Here is a 17,632-nt window from a genome sequence, read left to right on the forward strand (position 1 = left end):
TTCTCACGTCGCTGTGAAAATGCCGCCCCCTTATCGCCACGAAGACCCTCTCCTATATAGGATGGCTGGCCGGCACGATGTGCGGCCATGAAGCGGCTCTGCCGGGTGGGGAGCCGAAGGGGGAACTAAGATGGCGCGTGCGGCGCTTCCGATCATTGCCACTGACAGCGGCCTCAGCCGCTACCTCGACGAAATTCGGCGTTATCCGATGCTGGCTCCGGACGAGGAGTTCATGCTGGCCAAGAGCTGGCGCGAGCACGGCGACCGAGATGCGGCGCATCAACTCGTCACCAGCCATCTGAGGCTCGTCGCCAAGATCGCGATGGGCTATCGCGGCTACGGCCTCCCCATCGGCGAAGTGATCTCCGAAGGCAATGTCGGCCTCATGCAGGCGGTGAAGCGGTTCGAGCCGGACAAGGGGTTCCGGCTGGCTACCTACGCCATGTGGTGGATCCGCGCCGCTATCCAGGAATACATCCTGCGCTCATGGTCGCTCGTGAAGATGGGCACCACCGCCAACCAGAAGAAGCTGTTCTTCAACCTGCGCAAGGCGAAGAGTCAGATCTCGGCACTGGACGAGGGCGATCTGCGTCCCGAGCAGGTGAAATCCATCGCCACCAAGCTTGGCGTGACCGAGGAGGACGTGGTTTCGATGAACCGCCGCCTCTCGGGGGATGCTTCGCTGAATTCGCCCCTGCGCGGAGACGAGGCCGATTCGGGTGAATGGCAGGACTGGCTCGTCGATGACAGCGCCAGCCAGGAGAGCATCCTTGCCGAGAGCGAAGAGCTCGATAATCGGCGGAGTGCTCTCAAGAAGGCGATGGACGTGCTGAACCCGCGCGAGCGGCGCATTTTCGAGGCCCGCAAGCTTGCGGATGAGCCCATCACCCTTGAGGAGCTATCGACCGAATTCGGCGTGTCGCGCGAGCGCGTGCGCCAGATCGAGGTCAGGGCCTTCGAGAAGGTGCAGCAGGCCGTGCGCGACAATGTGGCGAAGATCGAGGGCGGCCGCGCGTCCACGCCGGCACTCGCGCCGGCGCGCTGACTTTTCGGAACTCTTTTGTGTTGAAGGGCCCGTCGCCGGGCCCTTTTTCGTCAGCGCGGTGTGGGAACGCCCGGCTGTGCGGCGCCACCGGCCACCGGCGCCTGGCTGGACCAGGCCGCGAGCGCTTCTTCAAACGCCCGCTCCCCCGGCACGCCCTTCTCCATGGTCAGCACGGCACGGCGCCCGTTGTCATAGAGAAGCGGAAGATCGATCCACGCGCGCTCACCCATGGCCTTCAGGTTTTCCGCGACGTCGCGGGGTGCGGCCGACAGACCGATCAGGAAGAAGTTGGTCGTCACCTTCACGGAGAGACCTGAGAGAGCGGCGCCGCCGACTTCCTCAGATGGCTTGAACAGGATGCCCGGCACCGATCCGATGCCGCCGTTCGGGAAGTCGCCCGGAAGCGTGAACTGAACGTCGATGGTGTGGCTGGCCGGCAGCGTGGCGTCCGTATTGCGCTGTATCAGCAGGCCGACGCTGATCTCGCGCTCCGGGATGGTCACGTCGCCGCGGAGTACCGTTTCGGCAGGATTGTTGGCAGCACGCTCCACGCGCCAGACGATGGAACCCTGGAACGCGGTTCCGCCCTTCTGATCAGGAGTTTCCTCATAGAGAATAGCCCGCTGCGCCACGAGGCTCGCCGCGCTTGGCGCGGTCTCAGCAGGTGCTTCAGAGGGAGGAGCGGAGGCAGCGCCTGGCGCGGCTGCCGTCGTGTCCGGGATCAGTGCGGTTTGGCTTGCGTCAGGTGCCGCATCCGCCGGCGCGTCGGCTGACTGCCCGATCCTGTCCTCGATCTTCGGATCGAGTTGCGTTGGGGCGACGTTCTCGGCCGGCTGGCTGCCGAGGCTTGCCTGCAGCTGGTCGCGTGCGAAATAGGCCCAGGCGCCGAGGGCCGCCAGCAACAGCACCGCAGCGACCGCTGCGATCGCCGGCCAGCGGGAGCGATTGGCCGGAAGCCCTTCATCAGCGAGATAGGCATCGGGACGCTCGCCACGCCTTCCCGCCTGCACACGCGGCGGGTTGATACGAGGCCTCGGCACCACTGCGTCGGGAGCGGGAAGCGCATCCTCATGATACGCCGCTGCGACGGGCTGCGCCGCTTGTGCCGCGCTCATCTGCTCGCTGGCGGCAACGGCTCCTGCGGAAGCCGCTACGGCGGCGGGCATCCCGCCCCGGTTAACCGGTGGAACAGAGGGTGCCGCCGCGGCGCTCGGCCGCGGGCTCAGGGACGGCCGAACCGGCACCCGCGCCTCCGTCGCGGCGGGCGCGACGCGTTGATCGCTCTCCACCTTGCGGACCGCATCTTCCAGAGCCAGGCGCTCACGCGTGATGTCGGACTCGCTCAAGGGCGGGTCGTAGCTGCGCAACTGCTTGACGATGGCGGCGCGAGCTCGCTCATAAACCTCGCGTCGGCTCTCGCTGGTGTTCGGGTCCAGCCCGCTCACGGCACGCGAGAGAAGAGGATAATAATCGGCCATGCTGCCTTCGCTGCGCCGGGTGTTCGGAGACGCCCGATTCGCTAATGGTTAATCTTGGAACGGGTCGTGGACAAGGATGGTGTCCTCCCGCTCCGGGCTTGTCGAGAGCATTGCCACCGGGCAGCCGATAAGCTCCTCGATCCGGCGCACATATTTGATCGCCTGGGCCGGCAGATCAGCCCAGGAGCGCGCGCCCTGGCTCGATTCGGACCATCCGGAGATCGTCTCGTACACCGGTTGCACCCGTGCCTGTTCGCCCTGGCTGGCCGGAAGGCGGTCTATGGCCTGCCCGTCGAGCAGGTAGCCGGTGCAGACCTTGATCTCGTCGAAGCCGTCGAGGATGTCGAGCTTGGTCAAAGCGATGCCGGTGATGCCGGAGGTGCGCACGGTCTGGCGCACGGCGACGGCGTCGAACCAGCCGCAGCGGCGCGGCCGACCGGTGACGGTGCCGAATTCGTGGCCACGCTTGCCGATGGTACGACCTGTCTCGTCATGCAGTTCGGTGGGGAACGGTCCCTCACCGACGCGCGTGGTGTAGGCTTTGGCGATGCCAAGCACATAGCCGATGGCGTTCGGGCCCAAGCCCGAGCCTGTGGCCGCCGCCCCCGCAACGGTGTTGGAGGAGGTCACGAACGGATAGGTGCCGTGATCGACATCGAGCAGCGCGCCCTGCGCACCCTCGAACAGGATGCGGTCGCCCGCACGGCGACGCTCGTCGAGCAGCACCCATGTGGAATCGATGAAGGGAAGAACCTTGGGAGCAGCCGAGGACAGTTCCTCGAACACGGCTTCGACGGAGCATTCCTCCATGCCAAGGCCGCGGCGCAGCGCGTTGTGGTGCGCCAGCATGCGCTCGATCTTCTCGCGCAGCACGTCGAGGTGAACGAGATCCATGACGCGGATGCCGCGGCGACCGACCTTGTCCTCGTAAGCCGGACCGATGCCGCGCTTGGTGGTGCCGATGCGCGTGCCGACGTTCGAATTCTCGCGCGCCGCATCGAGCTCCCGATGCAGCGCCAGGATCAGGATGGCGTTGTCCGCGATGCGAAGGTTGTCACGCGTGACCTCGACGCCCTGCCCGCGCAGGCGCTCGACCTCGTCGCCGAAGGCATGCGGGTCGATGACCACGCCGTTGCCGATGACGGAGAGCTTGCCGCCGCGCACGACGCCCGAAGGCAGCAGGCTCAGCTTGTAGGTGACGCCGTCGATGACGAGCGTATGCCCGGCATTATGGCCGCCCTGGAAACGCACGACGACGTCGGCCTTCTCCGAAAGCCAATCGACGATCTTGCCCTTGCCTTCGTCGCCCCACTGGGCGCCGACCACCACCACATTCGCCATGTATCGTCTCTACCCGCGCGAAAAAAGCCCCTCCTTGCGAACGGGGCTTTGAGGGGTGGTAAAGGATAGGCACAGGCAGGGCAAGGCACGAAAGGTTCATCTTGCCCGGCGCAGCACGGCGGGGCAGAGCTTGCCGATGATCGAGGCCCTTCGCCGCGCCGGAACAGCCTTGTTCGCGCGTCCCTATCTCCTGCTCACTCTCACGAGCCTGTTCTGGGCCGGCAACATCGTCGTCGGCCGTCTTCTCGCCGGCGACATTCCGCCGGTGACCCTGGCTCTTTTGCGGTGGACAGGCGCGGGCCTCATCGCCCTGCCCTTCGCCTGGCGTTCTTTGGTGGCGGACCTGCCACTTGTCCGCCGGCACTGGAAGATCATGGTGCTGTTCTCGGCCACCGGGATCGGCGGCTACAATGCCCTGGCCTACTGGGGCCTCAACTACACGCAGGCGCTCAATGCATTGCTGGTGCAATCGACCGGCCCGCTGCTGATCGCCCTGTGGGGACTGGTGCTCTGGCGCGAGACGCTGAGCCTTCGCCAATTGCTCGGCATCCTCACATCGCTCGTCGGCGTCGCGATCATCATCCTGCGCGGCGACCCGGTGCACCTGGCCGAATTGAAGCTGAACCCGGGCGACATCCTCACCTTCATGGCGCTGGTTCTCTACGGGCTGTATGCAGCGCTGCTCCGCAAGCGGCCGCCGCTCAGCAATGGCGGCTTTCTCCTGAGCACTATTTTCGGGGGCATCGTGCTTCTGCTGCCCTTTGCCCTGCTTGAACTTGCGTCCGGTGCCAGGATCCATGTGAACAGCACAAGCGTGCTGGCGATGCTCTACATCACGCTGTTCCCGTCCCTGATCGCCTACCTGTTCTTCATGCGCAGCGTGGAACTGGTCGGAGCAAACAGGGCGAGCCCCTTCTTCCACCTGATGCCCGTGTTCGGGTCGGTCATCGCCATTCTGTGGCTGGGCGAGCAGGCGGAATGGTTTCACGCCGCAGGCTTCGCGCTGGTGCTGGCCGGCGTCTTCGTGGCGACCAGGCGCAGCCGCGACCAGGAACAGCACCTGTCCACGTGACACACTGATATTCGTTCAACCATACGGTTGACAGTCTGTTCGGATGCGCCAATATTCAACCTCATGGTTGAATTACATACCTCGCGACTGGACAGCGTCTTCCACGCCCTTGGCGATCCTACGCGGCGCCGGATGCTGAACGACCTCGCGCTCGGGCAACGAACGGTCGGCGAGCTTGCCCGACCCTTTTCCATCTCCCTTGCCGCGGCGTCCAAGCACGTCAAGGTCCTGGAAACCGCCGGCCTCATCCAGCGGGAGGTGCGCGGGCGCACACATCTGTGCCGCCTTGATCCCCAACCGCTCGCCAGCGCGCACAGCTGGCTATCGGCCTACCGGCAGTTCTGGGAAGGCAGGCTGGACGACCTCGAGCGCGTGCTCCGCGAGGAGGATGCCAACAAGAACCAAACCAGCAAGGGAGACGAGCAATGACGCTGACCAGCACAGTGGACGCCTTCGGCGTGATGATCGAACCCTCCGTCCTGAAGATCGAGCGCGTTCTTCCCGGTCCTGCCGAACGCGTCTGGGCCTATCTTACGGAAGGCGAACTGCGGCAGAAATGGCTGGCGGCCGGAGACATGAAGCTGGTGCCCGGCGCGACTTTCGAGCTGGTCTGGCGCAATGACGAACTGTCCCGCATCCCCAGCAATCGCCCCGACGGCTTCGGCCCCGAGGAACGCATGAACAGCCAGATACTGGAGGTTGATCCCGGGCGCAGGCTTGTCTTCTCGTGGAGTGACGGAAGCGAGGTGTCGTTCGAACTCACGCCGGAGGGCGAGGAGGTGCGCTTGACGATCGTGCATCGCCGTCTGCCAAACCGGTCCACGATCCTGGGCGTCAGTGCCGGCTGGCACGCGCACCTCGACATTCTCGTCGCGCAGATGGAAAGCCGCGAGGCAGCACCGTTCTGGGACGCCTGGGTCCAGCTGCGAACGGAATACGAGGCTACATTTCCGGGCTGAGCTGCCCTTCGACCCTCAGAACGCCAGCGGCTTGGCCTGGCGCACCATGGGCAGCGCCCGCACGCGCTCGATGACCTCGTCCGGAGCGGTGCCGTCGATCTGCACGAGCGCGATGGCGTCGCCGCCCTGCGTGGCGCGGCCGAGCGCGAAAGTGGCGATGTTGATGCCCGCATCGCCCAGCATGCTTGCGAAGTGGCCGACAAAGCCCGGCCGGTCCTCGTTGGCCACATAGATCATGGACGGCGCAAACTCGGCGTCCACCTTGATGCCCTTGATGTCCACGATGCGTGCCTTGCCGTCGGCGAAGACCGTGCCGGACACCGAACGCTGCGTGCCGTCCGCCTCGACCATCAAGGTGATCAAGGCGTCGTAGTCGCTCTCGGCGTCGCTGGAGGTTTCCTCGACCACGATGCCGCGTTCCTTGGCAATGGTGGGCGCGGAAACGACATTGACCCCCGCAAGGACCGGACGCAGCAGCCCGGCCACGGCGGCGGAAGTCAGCGCCCGCATGTTCATGCGCGCCGCCTCGCCCTGATAGGTCAGCCGCACGCGGGAGATGTTGCTGTCCGTCAGTTGGCCTGCGAACGATCCAAGCCGTTCGGCTAGCGTGATGAAGGGGCGCAGCTTGGGTGCTTCTTCCGCGGAGATCGACGGAAAATTGACCGCATTGGTAATGGCGCCGCGCGTCAGGTAGTCCGACATCTGCTCGGCGATCTGAAGCGCCACGTTCTCCTGCGCTTCCGTTGTCGCTGCGCCGAGATGCGGCGTGCAGACGACGCGCGGATGGCCGAACAGCACGTTCTCAGTCGCAGGCTCGACGAGGAAGACGTCGAGCGCCGCCCCCGCCACATGCCCGCTGTCCAGCGCCTCGCGCAATGCAGCCTCGTCCAGCAGCCCACCGCGCGCACAATTGACGATGCGGACGCCCGGCTTCGTGCGGGCAATGTTCTCGGCGGAGAGGATGTTGCGGGTGCGGTCGGTCAGCGGCGTGTGCAAGCTGATGAAATCGGCGCGTGCCAGCAGATCCTCAAGCTCCACCTTCTCGACGCCGAGAGCCACCGCTCGCTCGGGAGAGAGGAAAGGATCGAAGGCGACCACCTTCATCTTGAGGCCGATGGCGCGGTCCGCCACCACCGAACCGATATTGCCGCAGCCGATGATGCCGAGCGTCTTGCCCGTGATCTCCACCCCGAGGAAGCGGTTCTTCTCCCAGAGCCCCTCCTGCGTGGAATGATCGGCCGCCGGGATCTCGCGGGCGATGGAGAACATCAGCGCGATGGCATGTTCGGCGGCAGTGATGGAGTTGCCGTAGGGCGTGTTCATCACGATCACGCCCTTGGCTGTCGCCAAGGACAGATCGACATTGTCCACGCCGATGCCGGCGCGGCCGATGACCTTCAGATTACCGGCATCCGCCAGCACCTTCGACGTCACCTTGGTGGTGGAACGGATCGCGAGTCCGTCATAGCCGCCGATAACGGCGGCCAGGGCGTCGCGGTCTTTACCCAGGTCCGGCAGGTAATCAACCTCCACGCCGCGGTCCTTGAAGATCTGGACGGCGGCGGTGGAGATCTTGTCTGAAATGAGGACCCGGGGGGCCATTCCTCAGGCGGCTTTGCGCATGGAGGCCTTGCACTGGACGAACGCCCAGTCCAGCCACGGCAGCAAAGCCTCGAGATCGCTGGCTTCCACCGTCGAGCCCGTCCAGATGCGCAGGCCGGCCGGCGCATCGCGATAGGAAGCGATGTCGAAGGCCACCTTCTCGGCTTCGAGCAGGGCCGCGACGGACTTTGCGAAATCTGCCTGCGCGCGCTCCGAATGGCTCGTCACCTGCGGATCGACGATCATGAGGCAGGCCTGGGTGTTGGAGTAGGTCGCGGGATCCGCGGCCAGCATCTCAACCCATGGCGTGCGCGCAACCCAATCCGCCATCACCTTTGCATTGGCATCGGCGCGCCCCTGAAGAGCCTTGAGGCCCCCGAGCGACTTCGCCCAGGTCAGGGTGTCGATGTAATCCTCGACTGCCAGCATGGACGGCGTGTTGATCGTCTCACCCTCGAAAAGGGCTTCGTTCAGCTTGCCGTCCTTCGTCATGCGGAACAGCTTGGGCAGCGGCCATGCGGGCGTGTAGCTCTCCAGGCGCTCCACGGCGCGGGGCGACAGCACGAGCATGCCATGAGCCGCCTCGCCGCCCATCACCTTCTGCCAGGAGAAGGTGGTCACATCGAGCTTGGAGAAATCGAGATCCTGCGCGAAGGCAGCCGAGGTGGCGTCGCAGATCGTCAGGCCCTTGCGGTCAGCGGCGATCCAGTCGGCGTTCGGCACGCGCACGCCCGAAGTGGTGCCGTTCCAGGCAAAGACCACGTCGCGGTCGCAATCGACCTTCGATATGTCCGGAAGGTGGCCGTATTCGCCCCACATCACGCGCACATCGTCGAGGCGCAGCTGCTCGGTGATGTCGATCACCCAATCCTTGCTGAACGCCTCCCATGCCAGCACGTCAACACCGCGCGGGCCGAGCAGCGACCACATAGCCATCTCGACGGCGCCCGTGTCGGACGCCGGAACGATGGCGATGCGGTAGTCTGCGGGAACTTGGAGAACCTCGCGCGTCAGGTCGATGGCCTGCTTGAGGCGATCTTTGCCGAGCTTTGCGCGATGGGAGCGGCCGAGCGGAGCGCCTTTCAGCGCATCAAGGCTCCAGCCGGGACGCTTTGTCGTGGGTCCGCACGAAAAACGGGGATTCGCCGGCCGAAGACCGGGTAGAGTGCTCATCATCATCTATCCTTCCAGATAGGTGCCTCTCGGTGGGGAGAGGTGGCCCACTGACGAGATTAGAGAACACAGACGGAGAATGCAAGCTTACGATCCAGATATCCGAGACCGCTCGGCTCGAAGGATCGGATGAGAGGCCTACCCTTGGCGGAGCCCCGCAAATCATTCATCATGAGTTCTTGGCGAAACTCGGCACTTGGTGGAGGCTGACCATCGGCCAGCATCGAATCATATTCGATGCCGTGTCTATTCCTCACTCTTGGAAGGGCCGCTAGAGCACTTTCAAGCCCAGCCCGAGCGTCGGTAGATCGTGTTTCAAGCCCTTGCCAGTAGTCTGAAAGCACCTTCAACAGAACTGCCTCACATGGTCCGGCCTGCAGTGGTCCTCGGATCGGCGCCCGGCTCAATGGTGCCCAGCGATGCTGCATTAAACTGGACCTTGGCAACCGTTAATGCATCACAGGCGGTGCATCCCGGCTTGTTACCAGACCTTACGCTTTTGGGAACTGGCGTGATGCGGAATAAGCTGGTCAACCGGGAAGCAAAGGAAGCCTTGGCCGGGCTCCGAACGCGGCATTTAGTGTTGGTCAAATCCAGCCGCCACATCGATTGGACACGCCCGCGTCTGCTCAAAATTGGCTACAGCTACGATGCTGTGACCCGAATTACGCAGGAAGCACGAGGCCGTTCGCTGGAATGGGCAACAGGAATTGATGGACTCTCACTCTGGCCATCAAACGGTGTCTTCATGGCCTTCATGTGCCTGCAAATGGGGGCACCATTCGTTCTGATAACCGGGTTTTCGTTCTCTCAATCGGGGCACGGCTATAATAGCAAAGCGCGGGAGCGAAGCCATGTTGCTCAAGACAAGCAATCTTTGTCGGCGGCCCTCGCCAGAGGCCACAGAATTTATACCAATAGCACTGCTTTTTCTGACGAAAGTGGGGTTCCCCTCCTGACTGGTGGGAATCGACCTGATCACGATCTTTGCCAGGTATCCTTCCCCACGAGCAGCGGCAGGATGCAGGAGGAGCAAGCATTGTTGGACAACTTTACCGCGTTTGGCACCCGATAGCCCAAGGTGCCGTGATCCTAGGTGCAAGCACTATCATGATGCGGCTCACCCTTATCGCGTCCATTGTTTTCATCGCTGCTTTGGCCTTGGTGATGCCGCGGGTACCTCAGCCGTCCTTTGCCCCACCTGCCCTCGACCGCTTCCCCGTGCAGGGAATCGATGTCAGCCACCATCAGCGCGAGATCGACTGGCCGACGGTGGCGGGCGATCCGCGCGTCCGCTTCGTCTATATGAAAGCCACCGAAGGCGGCGACCACCGCGACACCCGCTTTGCCGAGAACTGGCGGGCTGCGCGCGAGGCCGGGCTTGCGGTCGGGGCCTACCATTATTTCACGTTCTGCCGGCCCGGCGTGGAGCAGGCACAGAACGTGATTGCGACGGTGCCGCGCGATGCCGGAGCACTGCCCTTGGCGGTCGATCTGGAATTCCACGGCAATTGCCGCAGGGATGTGGAGGCGGACTGGCTGGCGACGGAACTGCGAGCCTTCCTCGCCGCGACCACCGCGTATTACGGGCGGCGCCCGGTCTTCTATGGGGAAGCCGGCTTCTTCGAGCCGTTCGTGCGCCAGCGGCCCAACACCTTTCCCGAGCATCTGCTGTGGCTGCGCAGCATCGCGGATGAACCGGAACAGGAGCCGTGCCGCCGCTGGACGATCTGGCAATATTCCGACACGGGCACGGTGCCGGGCATCGCAGGGCCGGTGGACCTAAACGCCTTCTGCGGCAGCGATGAGGATTTCTCGCGGATCCTCTCGGCACGACCTCGGCCCGTGCAGCCACCGGCTGCCCGCCAAGATTGACTTCCGGGCCTCCGCTCCGTAGAAAGCCCGGCGGTGCGGGTCCCTCGGGGCCCGCACCTCTTTTAGCACGCACCCGTGGCCCGGCTCCGCCGGCCTGTCGGCTCTCGCAAGAGGGTGTCAAGGAGGGCGCGTCTTCCACTCTCACGTTTCGAGAAGGAAACGCGGATCATGTCGAAGCGCCATGCTTCCAAGTACAAGATTGACCGCCGTCTTGGCGTCAACATCTTTGGCCGCTCCAAGAGCCCGGTCAACAAGCGCGAATACGGTCCCGGCCAGCACGGCCAGCGCCGCAAGGGCAAGATGTCCGACTTCGGCACGCAGCTGCGCGCCAAGCAGAAGCTGAAGGGCTCCTACGGCGACATCACGGAGAAGCAGTTCCACCGCATCTACACCGAAGCGTCGCGCATGAAGGGCGATACCTCGGCAAACCTGATCGGCCTGCTCGAGTCTCGCCTGGACGCCGTCGTGTACCGCTCCAAGTTCGTGCCCACCATCTTCGCCGCACGCCAGTTCGTGAACCACGGCCATGTGAAGGTGAACGGCCGCCGCACCAATATCGGCAGCTTCCGCTGCAAGGTCGGCGACGTGATCGAGATCAAGGAAGCTTCCAAGCAGCTCGCCATCGTTCTCGAATCCGTCAGCCTCGCCGAGCGCGACGTGCCGGAATATCTGGAAGTCGACCACGGCAAGATGACCACGCGCTTCGCCCGCGTGCCGACGCTTTCCGAAGTGCCCTACCCTGTTCAGCAGGAACCGAACCTGGTCGTCGAGTTCTACTCGCGCTGATCGGTTCTCACCGGACACGAAAAAGCCGCCCCGAGGGGCGGCTTTTTTATTGGCCGAAGGGGATGCCGGTCAGGCGGTCGCCTGCTTCACCGGAATGCCCTTGCCGGCCATCAGCTCCTGCAGTTCGCCGGCCTGGAACATCTCGCGCACGATGTCGCAACCGCCGATGAACTCACCCTTCACGTAAAGCTGGGGAATGGTCGGCCAGTTGGAGAACTGCTTGATGCCATCGCGCAGGCCGTCCGTCTCAAGCACGTTCACGTCCGTATACGGCGCGCCGATATATTCGAGGATCTGGACGACCTGTCCGGAGAAGCCGCACATCGGGAACTGCTTCGTGCCCTTCATGAAAAGCACGACGTCGTTCGAGTCCACGGTCTGCTTGATCTGGTCGATAGCGCTCATCTCGTCACCTTGTCGCCGGGGGAACGGCGCAACCCTGTTGTGTCTGTGGCCGCAATATAAGCATGCTCCGCCGCGATTGCAGCCGCCGCGCGCCTCTTCTTGCTACTCCGTCGGCGGGGCTGAAGTCTGCAAGGCGAGCGCGTGCAGCACGCCGCCCATCCGGCCCTGAAGCGCGGAATAGACCAGCTGATGCTGCTGTAGGCGCGACTTGCCCCGGAAGCTCTCGGACACCACCGTCGCGGCGTAGTGATCGCCGTCGCCCGCCATGTCCTTGATGGTGACCTGCGCGTCCGGCAGGGCTTCCTTGATCATGCGCTCGATATCGCCCGCATCCATCGGCATCGTCAGTTCTCCGTCGCCACGCCCGCCATATAGGCCGGTAGCCAGCCCTCATGGGCGTTCCGCAATTCGTCCACGGATATGCGGTCGCCGCCCGGCAGCGTCAATTCGTGGCCGCCCGTGGTGCCGAGCCGCAGGACCGGAACACCGGTCTTCGCCGCCGCATCGAGCACGCCCGCCGCTTCGCTCTCGCGCACGGCCAGGATGTAGCGGCCCTGATCCTCGCCGAACATGACGGCGTGCGCCGGCCCTTGCGGGAGGGTCTCGATGGTCGCGCCGACACCGCCGGCCATCGCCATCTCAGCGAGGGACACGGCCAGACCGCCGTCCTGGATGTCGTGCGAGGCAGACACGCGGCCATCGAGGATCAGGCCGCGCACGAAGTCGCCGTGGCGCTTCTCCACCGCAAGATCCACCGGAGGCGGCGCGCCGTCCTCGCGGTCATGCATCACGGATAGATAGGCCGAGCAGCCAAGCCAGCCGCCGGTGTCACCGATCAGGATCACGGCCTCGCCTGCTTCCCTGAAGGCGATGCCGACACTCTTCGTCACGTCGTCCAGAACGCCGACGCCACCGATTGTGGGGGTCGGCAGGATGCCGCGTCCCAGCGTCTCGTTGTAGAGAGAGACATTGCCCGACACGATCGGGAAGTCGAGTGCGATGCAGGCTTCCGAGATGCCCTTCAGGCAGCCGACGAACTGGCCCATGATCTCGGGCCGCTCGGGGTTGCCGAAGTTGAGGTTGTCGGTCAGCGCGCGCGGCAGGCCGCCCACGGCGCAGATATTGCGCCAGGCTTCCGCCACGGCCTGCTTGCCGCCCTCGTAGGGATCGGCCTCGCAATAACGGGGCGTGACATCGCAGGTCAGCGCCAGTCCCTTCGGGCCATCTTCCACGCGCACCACCGCGCTGTCGCCGCCGGGGCGCTGCACGGTATTGCCGAGAATGAGGTGGTCGTACTGCTCCCAAACCCAGCGCTTGGAGCACAGGTCAGGCGAGCCGATCATCTGCAGCAGGGCCGCACGCAGAGAGGCGGGAGCCGGCACGTCTTCAGCGCGGATCACAGGCCGCTTCGGCGTCTCGACATGCGGTCGGTCATACATCGGCGCTTCGTCGCCGAGTTCCTTGATCGGCAGGTCGGCCATCTCGGAGCCGCCGTGCTCGACACGGAAGCGCAGGTCGTCCGTGGTGTAGCCCACGATCGCGAAATCGAGGCCCCACTTCGTGAAGATCGCCTGGGCGTCCTCCTCGCGCGAGGGGTCCAGCACCATGAGCATGCGCTCCTGGCTTTCGGACAGCATCATCTCGTAGGCGCTCATGCCGACTTCACGGATCGGCACGCTGTTGAGGTCGAGCCGCACGCCGAGATCGCCCTTGGCGCCCATCTCCACCGCCGAGCAGGTCAGGCCGGCCGCGCCCATGTCCTGGATGGCGATGACGGAGCCCGAGGCCATCAGTTCGAGGCAGGCTTCCAGCAGCAGCTTCTCGGCGAAGGGATCGCCCACCTGCACGGTGGGGCGCTTCTCCTCGGAGCCCTCGTCGAACTCGGCGGAGGCCATGGTGGCGCCATGGATGCCGTCGCGTCCGGTCTTGGAGCCCAGATAGACGATCGGGTTTCCGACGCCGGTGGCCGCCGCGTAGAAGATCTGGTCGGTGCGGCAGATGCCCACGGCCATGGCGTTGACGAGGATGTTGCCGTCGTAACGCGTGTGGAAGCGGGTTTGGCCGCCCACCGTGGGAACGCCGAAGGCATTGCCGTAATGGCCGATGCCGGCCACCACGCCGGACACGAGGTGGCGCGTGCGCGGATGGTCCGGCGAGCCGAAGCTCAGCGCGTTGAGCGCCGCGATGGGCCGCGCGCCCATGGTGAACACGTCGCGCAGGATGCCGCCGCAGCCGGTCGCCGCGCCCTGATAGGGCTCGATGAAGCTGGGATGGTTGTGGCTTTCCATCTTGAAAACCACGGCGATGCCGTCACCGATATCGATGATGCCGGCATTCTCGCCCGGTCCCTGGATCACCCACGGAGCGGAGGTCGGCAGGCCCTTCAGGTGGATGCGCGAGCTCTTGTACGAGCAGTGCTCATTCCACATCGCGGAAAAGATGCCAAGCTCAGTCAGCGAGGGCTCGCGGCCGATGAGGTCGAGGATGCGCTGGTACTCGTCCGGCTTCAGGCCGTGCTGGGCCACGAGTTCGGGCGTGATCTGGGGCTGGGACGTCGCCACGGCGCTAACCTGCCTGCGTTCGGGAACTGGAAGAGCAGCCGGACCTCACGCCCGGCCGCATGAAGATGCTCAGGCCGCGGCCTTGGCGAGGCTGGCGAACAGCCCGGCGCCATCGGTGCCGCCGACGAGCGGATCGATGAAGTTCTCGGGGTGCGGCATCAGGCCCAGCACGTTGAAGCGCTCGGAATAGATGCCGGCGATGCAGTTCACCGAGCCGTTCGGGCTGGCCTGCCCCACATTGCCTTCGGCATCGCAGTAGCGGAACGCCACGCGGCCATCGCCCTCGATGCGCTCCAGCGTCTCGACGTCGGCGAGATAATTGCCGTCGCCATGAGCCACCGCGACCTCGATCACCTGCCCGTCCGTGTAGCCATTGGTGAACGGCGTACCCGCACGCTCCACCTTCAGGTGCTGCATGCGGCAGACGAATTTAAGGTGGTTGTTGCGGAGCAGCGCGCCGGGCAGAAGCCCTGACTCCACAAGGATCTGGAAGCCGTTGCAGATGCCGAGAACGAGGCCGCCGCGTTCCGCGTGCGCCCTAACGGCGTCCATCACCGGCGAGCGTGCCGCGATGGCACCGCAGCGCAGGTAGTCGCCATAGGAGAAGCCGCCGGGCAGCACCACGACGTCCGTGCCGGCGGGAAGCGAGGTCTCGCCATGCCACACGATGGAGGCGTCCTGCCCGCTGGCGTGCTTCAGGGCACGGGCGGCATCGCGCTCGCGGTTCGAGCCCGGGAAGAGGATGACGGAGGCTTTCACCCCGCGATCTCCACCCGGTAGCTTTCGATGACCGTGTTCGCGAGCAGCTTCTCGCACATGGCCTTGATGTCGGCCTCGGCCTTGGCGCGGTCATCACCGGCCACTTCGAGGTCGAACACCTTGCCCTGGCGCACATTCGAGACGCCGTCGAAGCCGAGCGACTTCAGCGAACCCTCGATGGCCTTGCCCTGCGGATCGAGCACGCTGGTCTTCAGCGTGACAGTGACGCGCGCCTTCATGCTCAGCCCTTCACAAGTGTCGGGCCGGGCTTGGCCACCGGGTTGTCGCTTTCCGTGAGGATGCCGAGACGCTTGGCGACTTCGCTGTAGGCCTCGACCAGACCGCCGAGGTCACGCCGGAAGCGGTCCTTGTCCATCTTGTCGTTGGTCTTCATGTCCCACAGGCGGCACGAATCGGGGCTGATCTCGTCGGCGACGACGATCCGCACCATGTCGTTCTCCCACAGGCGGCCGCATTCCATCTTGAAGTCGACGAGGCGGATGCCCGCGCCAAGGAAGAGGCCGGAGAGGAAGTCGTTGACGCGGATGGCGAGCGACATGATGTCGTCGATCTCCTGCGGAGCGGCCCAGCCGAATGCCGTGATGTGCTCTTCCGAGACCATCGGGTCGTTCAGGGCGTCGTTCTTGTAGTAGAACTCGATGATCGAGCGCGGCAGCTGGGTGCCTTCCTCGATGCCGAGGCGCGTGGCCAGCGAACCGGCGGCGACATTGCGCACCACCACTTCGAGCGGGATGATCTCGACTTCGCGGATCAGCTGCTCGCGCATGTTCAGCCGACGGATGAAATGCGTCGGCACGCCGATGTCGTTCAGATTCGTGAAGATGTATTCCGAGATCCGGTTGTTCAGGACGCCTTTGCCGTCGATCACCTCATGCTTCTTGGCATTGAAGGCGGTGGCATCGTCCTTGAAGTGCTGGACGAGGGTTCCTGGCTCGGGACCCTCATAGAGGATCTTCGCCTTGCCCTCATAGATCCGGCGGCGGCGGTTCATCGGCATCTACCGTTTGGATGGAGTACAAATCGCCGCTTCCCTGAAGAAACGACGGCGCAGCCGGCTCGAAACCGGAAATTTCGGCCTCGCGCCACGCTGCGTGACGGCAAACTATCCGATCACGTGCCCGGTTACAACGCGCGCGACATGCGGCGTTGCCATGGCGGGGCTGCGGCCTTAGCTCAGAATGGTACCGTTCAGGCGAGGAGAACCAGCTATGACGACCTTCGACAAACGCAAAGACGCTTTCGAGGCGAAGTACGCGCTCGACGAGGAGCATCGCTTCCTGGCCTATGCCCGCCGCAACAGGGCGCTGGGCCTGTGGGCCGCGTCGAAGCTGGGAAAGACGGGCGCCGACGCGGACGACTACGCGAAAGACGTGGTCAACTCGGATCTTATCGAAGCAGGCGAGGAGGATGTGTTCCGCAAGGTGTTCGGGGACCTTCAGAGCGCGGGCTGCGATGTCTCCGAAGACGACGTGCGGGATGCCATGCTGTCCCACCTCGACGCCGCGATGGCCGAGATCAGGAAGCGATAAAGGAACGACGACAATCGCGGGCTTCGGAACCGCGCCTGTCATCGAACGTTTGTTCTTCGAGGAAGCGCGCGCCCCCAGGCGGCCGCTCCGTTTGATAGAGCGGCTGTCCCTCGGGGCGGCCCTTCGGAGGATTGAACATGAACAAGATGAAATACGCGCTGAGCGCGGCGGCGCTTCTGCTGGCTTCCGCCGGCGTAGCCGCCGCTTATCCGGCCACGGTGACCACCAGCCTCAATGTTCGTTCCGGCCCCGGCACCGGATACAGTGTCGTGGACACGCTCCAGCCGGGTGAAACCGTCGAGGTGACCCAGACCAGCGGCAGCTGGGCTGAGATCGCCGGCATCGGCTGGGCCAGCGCCAGTTACCTGGAAGCCGGCGGCCGCTCGGCACCCCAGCGTGTCGTCGTCGAAAGCTACCCGTCCTATTACGGCGATCCGCTGTTCTATTACGGCAGTGACCCGTATTTCTGGGACGATTCCGGCTACTACTACACGTGGCGCAGCGGGCGTCGTCACCGCGTGAGCTGGGACTGGTTCCACAACCATCGCGACTTCCGCTGGACGGACCGTCGCCACCAGGCGCGCTTCGAGGACCGTTACCGCCGCTATGATCGCGACGGCGGCCGGCGTGGTGGACGCGGCGACCGTGATGGCCGTCCTGACTTCGCGGATCGTGGTCCCAGCCGTGGTGATGGCGGTGGTGATCGCCCCCGCTTCGAGGGACGTGATCGCGGCAGCTCCAGCGAGCACGCGGCCGATCTTCAGCAGCGCATCGACCGTGTAGAAAGCGGACGTCAGCTTTCCGAAGGACGCGCCAGCTTCCGTGATGGAGGCGAGCGTGGCGGTCGCGACGGCGGCGGACGTGGATATGGCGGCGGACGTGGCGACGGCGGCGGCATGAGCCGTGGCGGCGGTGACGGCGGCGGACGCGGCGGCGATATGGGCCGCGGCGGCGGCGGCGGTGGTGGCGAAGTCTTCCGGCCCCGCTAAACCCCAACCGGCATGAACTGGAGACGCCCGCCTTTCG

General features: G+C 64.7%; 19 protein-coding genes. 9 read left to right on the top strand and 10 right to left on the bottom strand.

The window, feature by feature from the left end; genetic code table 11:
* Positions 1-130 precede the first annotated feature (130 nt).
* Positions 131-1,045 carry an RNA polymerase sigma factor RpoH gene (rpoH, locus tag SCD90_RS15425; RefSeq protein ID WP_319845600.1) on the top strand — a complete coding sequence of 305 codons (915 nt, stop codon included), beginning with the start codon at positions 131-133 and terminating at the stop codon, positions 1,043-1,045.
* Between the two features lie 50 nt (positions 1,046-1,095).
* Here rpoH and SCD90_RS15430 read toward each other — a convergent pair whose 3' ends face one another.
* Both SCD90_RS15430 and SCD90_RS15435 read right to left on the bottom strand, forming a co-directional pair.
* Entirely contained in the window at positions 1,096-2,523 is a 1,428-nt protein-coding gene (locus SCD90_RS15430; RefSeq protein ID WP_319845601.1) for a hypothetical protein, read from the bottom strand.
* Between the two features lie 48 nt (positions 2,524-2,571).
* Positions 2,572-3,864: an adenylosuccinate synthase gene (locus SCD90_RS15435; protein ID WP_319845602.1), complete on the bottom strand. Its 1,293-nt coding sequence runs from the start codon at positions 3,862-3,864 to the stop codon at positions 2,572-2,574.
* Positions 3,865-4,000: 136 nt separating this feature from the next.
* On the opposite strand from SCD90_RS15435, the gene SCD90_RS15440 reads away from it, so the two are divergent.
* The 3 genes from SCD90_RS15440 to SCD90_RS15450 all read left to right on the top strand — a co-directional run bounded on the left by SCD90_RS15440 (position 4,001) and on the right by SCD90_RS15450 (position 5,895).
* Positions 4,001-4,936 (top strand): DMT family transporter, encoded by a 936-nt coding sequence (locus SCD90_RS15440; RefSeq protein WP_319845603.1) that lies wholly within the window; start codon positions 4,001-4,003, stop codon positions 4,934-4,936.
* Positions 4,937-4,999: 63 nt separating this feature from the next.
* Entirely contained in the window at positions 5,000-5,365 is a 366-nt protein-coding gene (locus SCD90_RS15445; RefSeq protein WP_319845604.1) for an ArsR/SmtB family transcription factor, read from the top strand.
* Entirely contained in the window at positions 5,362-5,895 is a 534-nt protein-coding gene (locus SCD90_RS15450; protein WP_319845605.1) for an SRPBCC family protein, read from the top strand. The genes SCD90_RS15445 and SCD90_RS15450 overlap by 4 nt, the downstream gene beginning before the upstream one ends.
* 15 nt (positions 5,896-5,910) lie before the next feature.
* Here SCD90_RS15450 and serA read toward each other — a convergent pair whose 3' ends face one another.
* Together serA and SCD90_RS15460 are read right to left on the bottom strand one after the other, a co-directional pair.
* On the bottom strand, positions 5,911-7,497 hold the full coding sequence (serA, locus tag SCD90_RS15455; protein WP_319845606.1) for a phosphoglycerate dehydrogenase: 1,587 nt from the start codon (positions 7,495-7,497) through the stop codon (positions 5,911-5,913).
* Between the two features lie 3 nt (positions 7,498-7,500).
* Positions 7,501-8,676, bottom strand: coding sequence for a phosphoserine transaminase (locus SCD90_RS15460; protein ID WP_425265708.1), 1,176 nt, complete (start codon positions 8,674-8,676; stop codon positions 7,501-7,503).
* A 304-nt stretch (positions 8,677-8,980) separates the two neighbouring features.
* On the opposite strand from SCD90_RS15460, the gene SCD90_RS15465 reads away from it, so the two are divergent.
* The 3 genes from SCD90_RS15465 to rpsD all read left to right on the top strand — a co-directional run bounded on the left by SCD90_RS15465 (position 8,981) and on the right by rpsD (position 11,331).
* Entirely contained in the window at positions 8,981-9,745 is a 765-nt protein-coding gene (locus tag SCD90_RS15465; protein ID WP_319845607.1) for a hypothetical protein, read from the top strand.
* Between the two features lie 35 nt (positions 9,746-9,780).
* A complete protein-coding gene (locus SCD90_RS15470) occupies positions 9,781-10,545 on the top strand; it encodes a glycoside hydrolase family 25 protein (protein WP_319845608.1) in 765 nt (254 codons plus the stop codon).
* 168 nt (positions 10,546-10,713) lie between these two features.
* The gene (gene rpsD, locus SCD90_RS15475) at positions 10,714-11,331 is read left to right on the top strand and encodes a 30S ribosomal protein S4 (protein WP_319845609.1); all 618 of its coding nucleotides are present in this window, start codon (positions 10,714-10,716) and stop codon (positions 11,329-11,331) included.
* Between the two features lie 69 nt (positions 11,332-11,400).
* On the opposite strand, the gene grxD is transcribed toward rpsD, so the two are convergent.
* The 6 genes from grxD to purC form a co-directional block, all read right to left on the bottom strand.
* Positions 11,401-11,736 carry a Grx4 family monothiol glutaredoxin gene (grxD, locus tag SCD90_RS15480; RefSeq protein ID WP_319845611.1) on the bottom strand — a complete coding sequence of 112 codons (336 nt, stop codon included), beginning with the start codon at positions 11,734-11,736 and terminating at the stop codon, positions 11,401-11,403.
* A 102-nt stretch (positions 11,737-11,838) separates the two neighbouring features.
* Positions 11,839-12,078, bottom strand: a complete 240-nt coding sequence (locus SCD90_RS15485; protein ID WP_319845612.1) for a BolA family protein — start codon at positions 12,076-12,078, stop codon at positions 11,839-11,841.
* A gap of 2 nt (positions 12,079-12,080) precedes the next feature.
* Positions 12,081-14,297, bottom strand: a complete 2,217-nt coding sequence (purL, locus tag SCD90_RS15490; protein WP_319845613.1) for a phosphoribosylformylglycinamidine synthase subunit PurL — start codon at positions 14,295-14,297, stop codon at positions 12,081-12,083.
* A gap of 69 nt (positions 14,298-14,366) precedes the next feature.
* A complete protein-coding gene (gene purQ / locus SCD90_RS15495) occupies positions 14,367-15,056 on the bottom strand; it encodes a phosphoribosylformylglycinamidine synthase subunit PurQ (protein WP_319845615.1) in 690 nt (229 codons plus the stop codon).
* The gene (gene purS / locus SCD90_RS15500; RefSeq protein WP_319845617.1) at positions 15,053-15,295 is read right to left on the bottom strand and encodes a phosphoribosylformylglycinamidine synthase subunit PurS; all 243 of its coding nucleotides are present in this window, start codon (positions 15,293-15,295) and stop codon (positions 15,053-15,055) included. Before purS ends, purQ begins: the two co-directional genes overlap by 4 nt.
* A 2-nt stretch (positions 15,296-15,297) precedes the next feature.
* Positions 15,298-16,068: a phosphoribosylaminoimidazolesuccinocarboxamide synthase gene (purC, locus tag SCD90_RS15505; protein ID WP_319845619.1), complete on the bottom strand. Its 771-nt coding sequence runs from the start codon at positions 16,066-16,068 to the stop codon at positions 15,298-15,300.
* Between the two features lie 217 nt (positions 16,069-16,285).
* Between purC and SCD90_RS15510 the strand changes: the two genes are divergently transcribed.
* Together SCD90_RS15510 and SCD90_RS15515 are read left to right on the top strand one after the other, a co-directional pair.
* A complete protein-coding gene (locus SCD90_RS15510; protein ID WP_319845621.1) occupies positions 16,286-16,606 on the top strand; it encodes a DUF1476 domain-containing protein in 321 nt (106 codons plus the stop codon).
* Positions 16,607-16,743: 137 nt separating this feature from the next.
* The gene (locus tag SCD90_RS15515; protein WP_319845622.1) at positions 16,744-17,595 is read left to right on the top strand and encodes an SH3 domain-containing protein; all 852 of its coding nucleotides are present in this window, start codon (positions 16,744-16,746) and stop codon (positions 17,593-17,595) included.
* Positions 17,596-17,632 lie beyond the last annotated feature (37 nt).

Source organism: Terrihabitans rhizophilus, assembly GCF_033898525.1.
GTDB lineage: Bacteria > Pseudomonadota > Alphaproteobacteria > Rhizobiales > Methylopilaceae > Flaviflagellibacter > Flaviflagellibacter rhizophilus.

What these genes read in the sequence shown, in the direction of transcription:
- rpoH (WP_319845600.1), top strand. Translation starts at nt 131, where the DNA reads ATGGCGCGTGCGGCGCTTCCGATCATTGCCACTGACAGCGGCCTCAGC.
- SCD90_RS15430 (WP_319845601.1), bottom strand. Translation starts at nt 2,523, where the DNA reads ATGGCCGATTATTATCCTCTTCTCTCGCGTGCCGTGAGCGGGCTGGAC.
- SCD90_RS15435 (WP_319845602.1), bottom strand. Translation starts at nt 3,864, where the DNA reads ATGGCGAATGTGGTGGTGGTCGGCGCCCAGTGGGGCGACGAAGGCAAG.
- SCD90_RS15440 (WP_319845603.1), top strand. Translation starts at nt 4,001, where the DNA reads ATGATCGAGGCCCTTCGCCGCGCCGGAACAGCCTTGTTCGCGCGTCCC.
- SCD90_RS15445 (WP_319845604.1), top strand. Translation starts at nt 5,000, where the DNA reads ATGGTTGAATTACATACCTCGCGACTGGACAGCGTCTTCCACGCCCTT.
- SCD90_RS15450 (WP_319845605.1), top strand. Translation starts at nt 5,362, where the DNA reads ATGACGCTGACCAGCACAGTGGACGCCTTCGGCGTGATGATCGAACCC.
- serA (WP_319845606.1), bottom strand. Translation starts at nt 7,497, where the DNA reads ATGGCCCCCCGGGTCCTCATTTCAGACAAGATCTCCACCGCCGCCGTC.
- SCD90_RS15460 (WP_425265708.1), bottom strand. Translation starts at nt 8,676, where the DNA reads ATGATGATGAGCACTCTACCCGGTCTTCGGCCGGCGAATCCCCGTTTT.
- SCD90_RS15470 (WP_319845608.1), top strand. Translation starts at nt 9,781, where the DNA reads ATGATGCGGCTCACCCTTATCGCGTCCATTGTTTTCATCGCTGCTTTG.
- rpsD (WP_319845609.1), top strand. Translation starts at nt 10,714, where the DNA reads ATGTCGAAGCGCCATGCTTCCAAGTACAAGATTGACCGCCGTCTTGGC.
- grxD (WP_319845611.1), bottom strand. Translation starts at nt 11,736, where the DNA reads ATGAGCGCTATCGACCAGATCAAGCAGACCGTGGACTCGAACGACGTC.
- SCD90_RS15485 (WP_319845612.1), bottom strand. Translation starts at nt 12,078, where the DNA reads ATGCCGATGGATGCGGGCGATATCGAGCGCATGATCAAGGAAGCCCTG.
- purS (WP_319845617.1), bottom strand. Translation starts at nt 15,295, where the DNA reads ATGAAGGCGCGCGTCACTGTCACGCTGAAGACCAGCGTGCTCGATCCG.
- purC (WP_319845619.1), bottom strand. Translation starts at nt 16,068, where the DNA reads ATGAACCGCCGCCGCCGGATCTATGAGGGCAAGGCGAAGATCCTCTAT.
- SCD90_RS15510 (WP_319845621.1), top strand. Translation starts at nt 16,286, where the DNA reads ATGACGACCTTCGACAAACGCAAAGACGCTTTCGAGGCGAAGTACGCG.
- SCD90_RS15515 (WP_319845622.1), top strand. Translation starts at nt 16,744, where the DNA reads ATGAACAAGATGAAATACGCGCTGAGCGCGGCGGCGCTTCTGCTGGCT.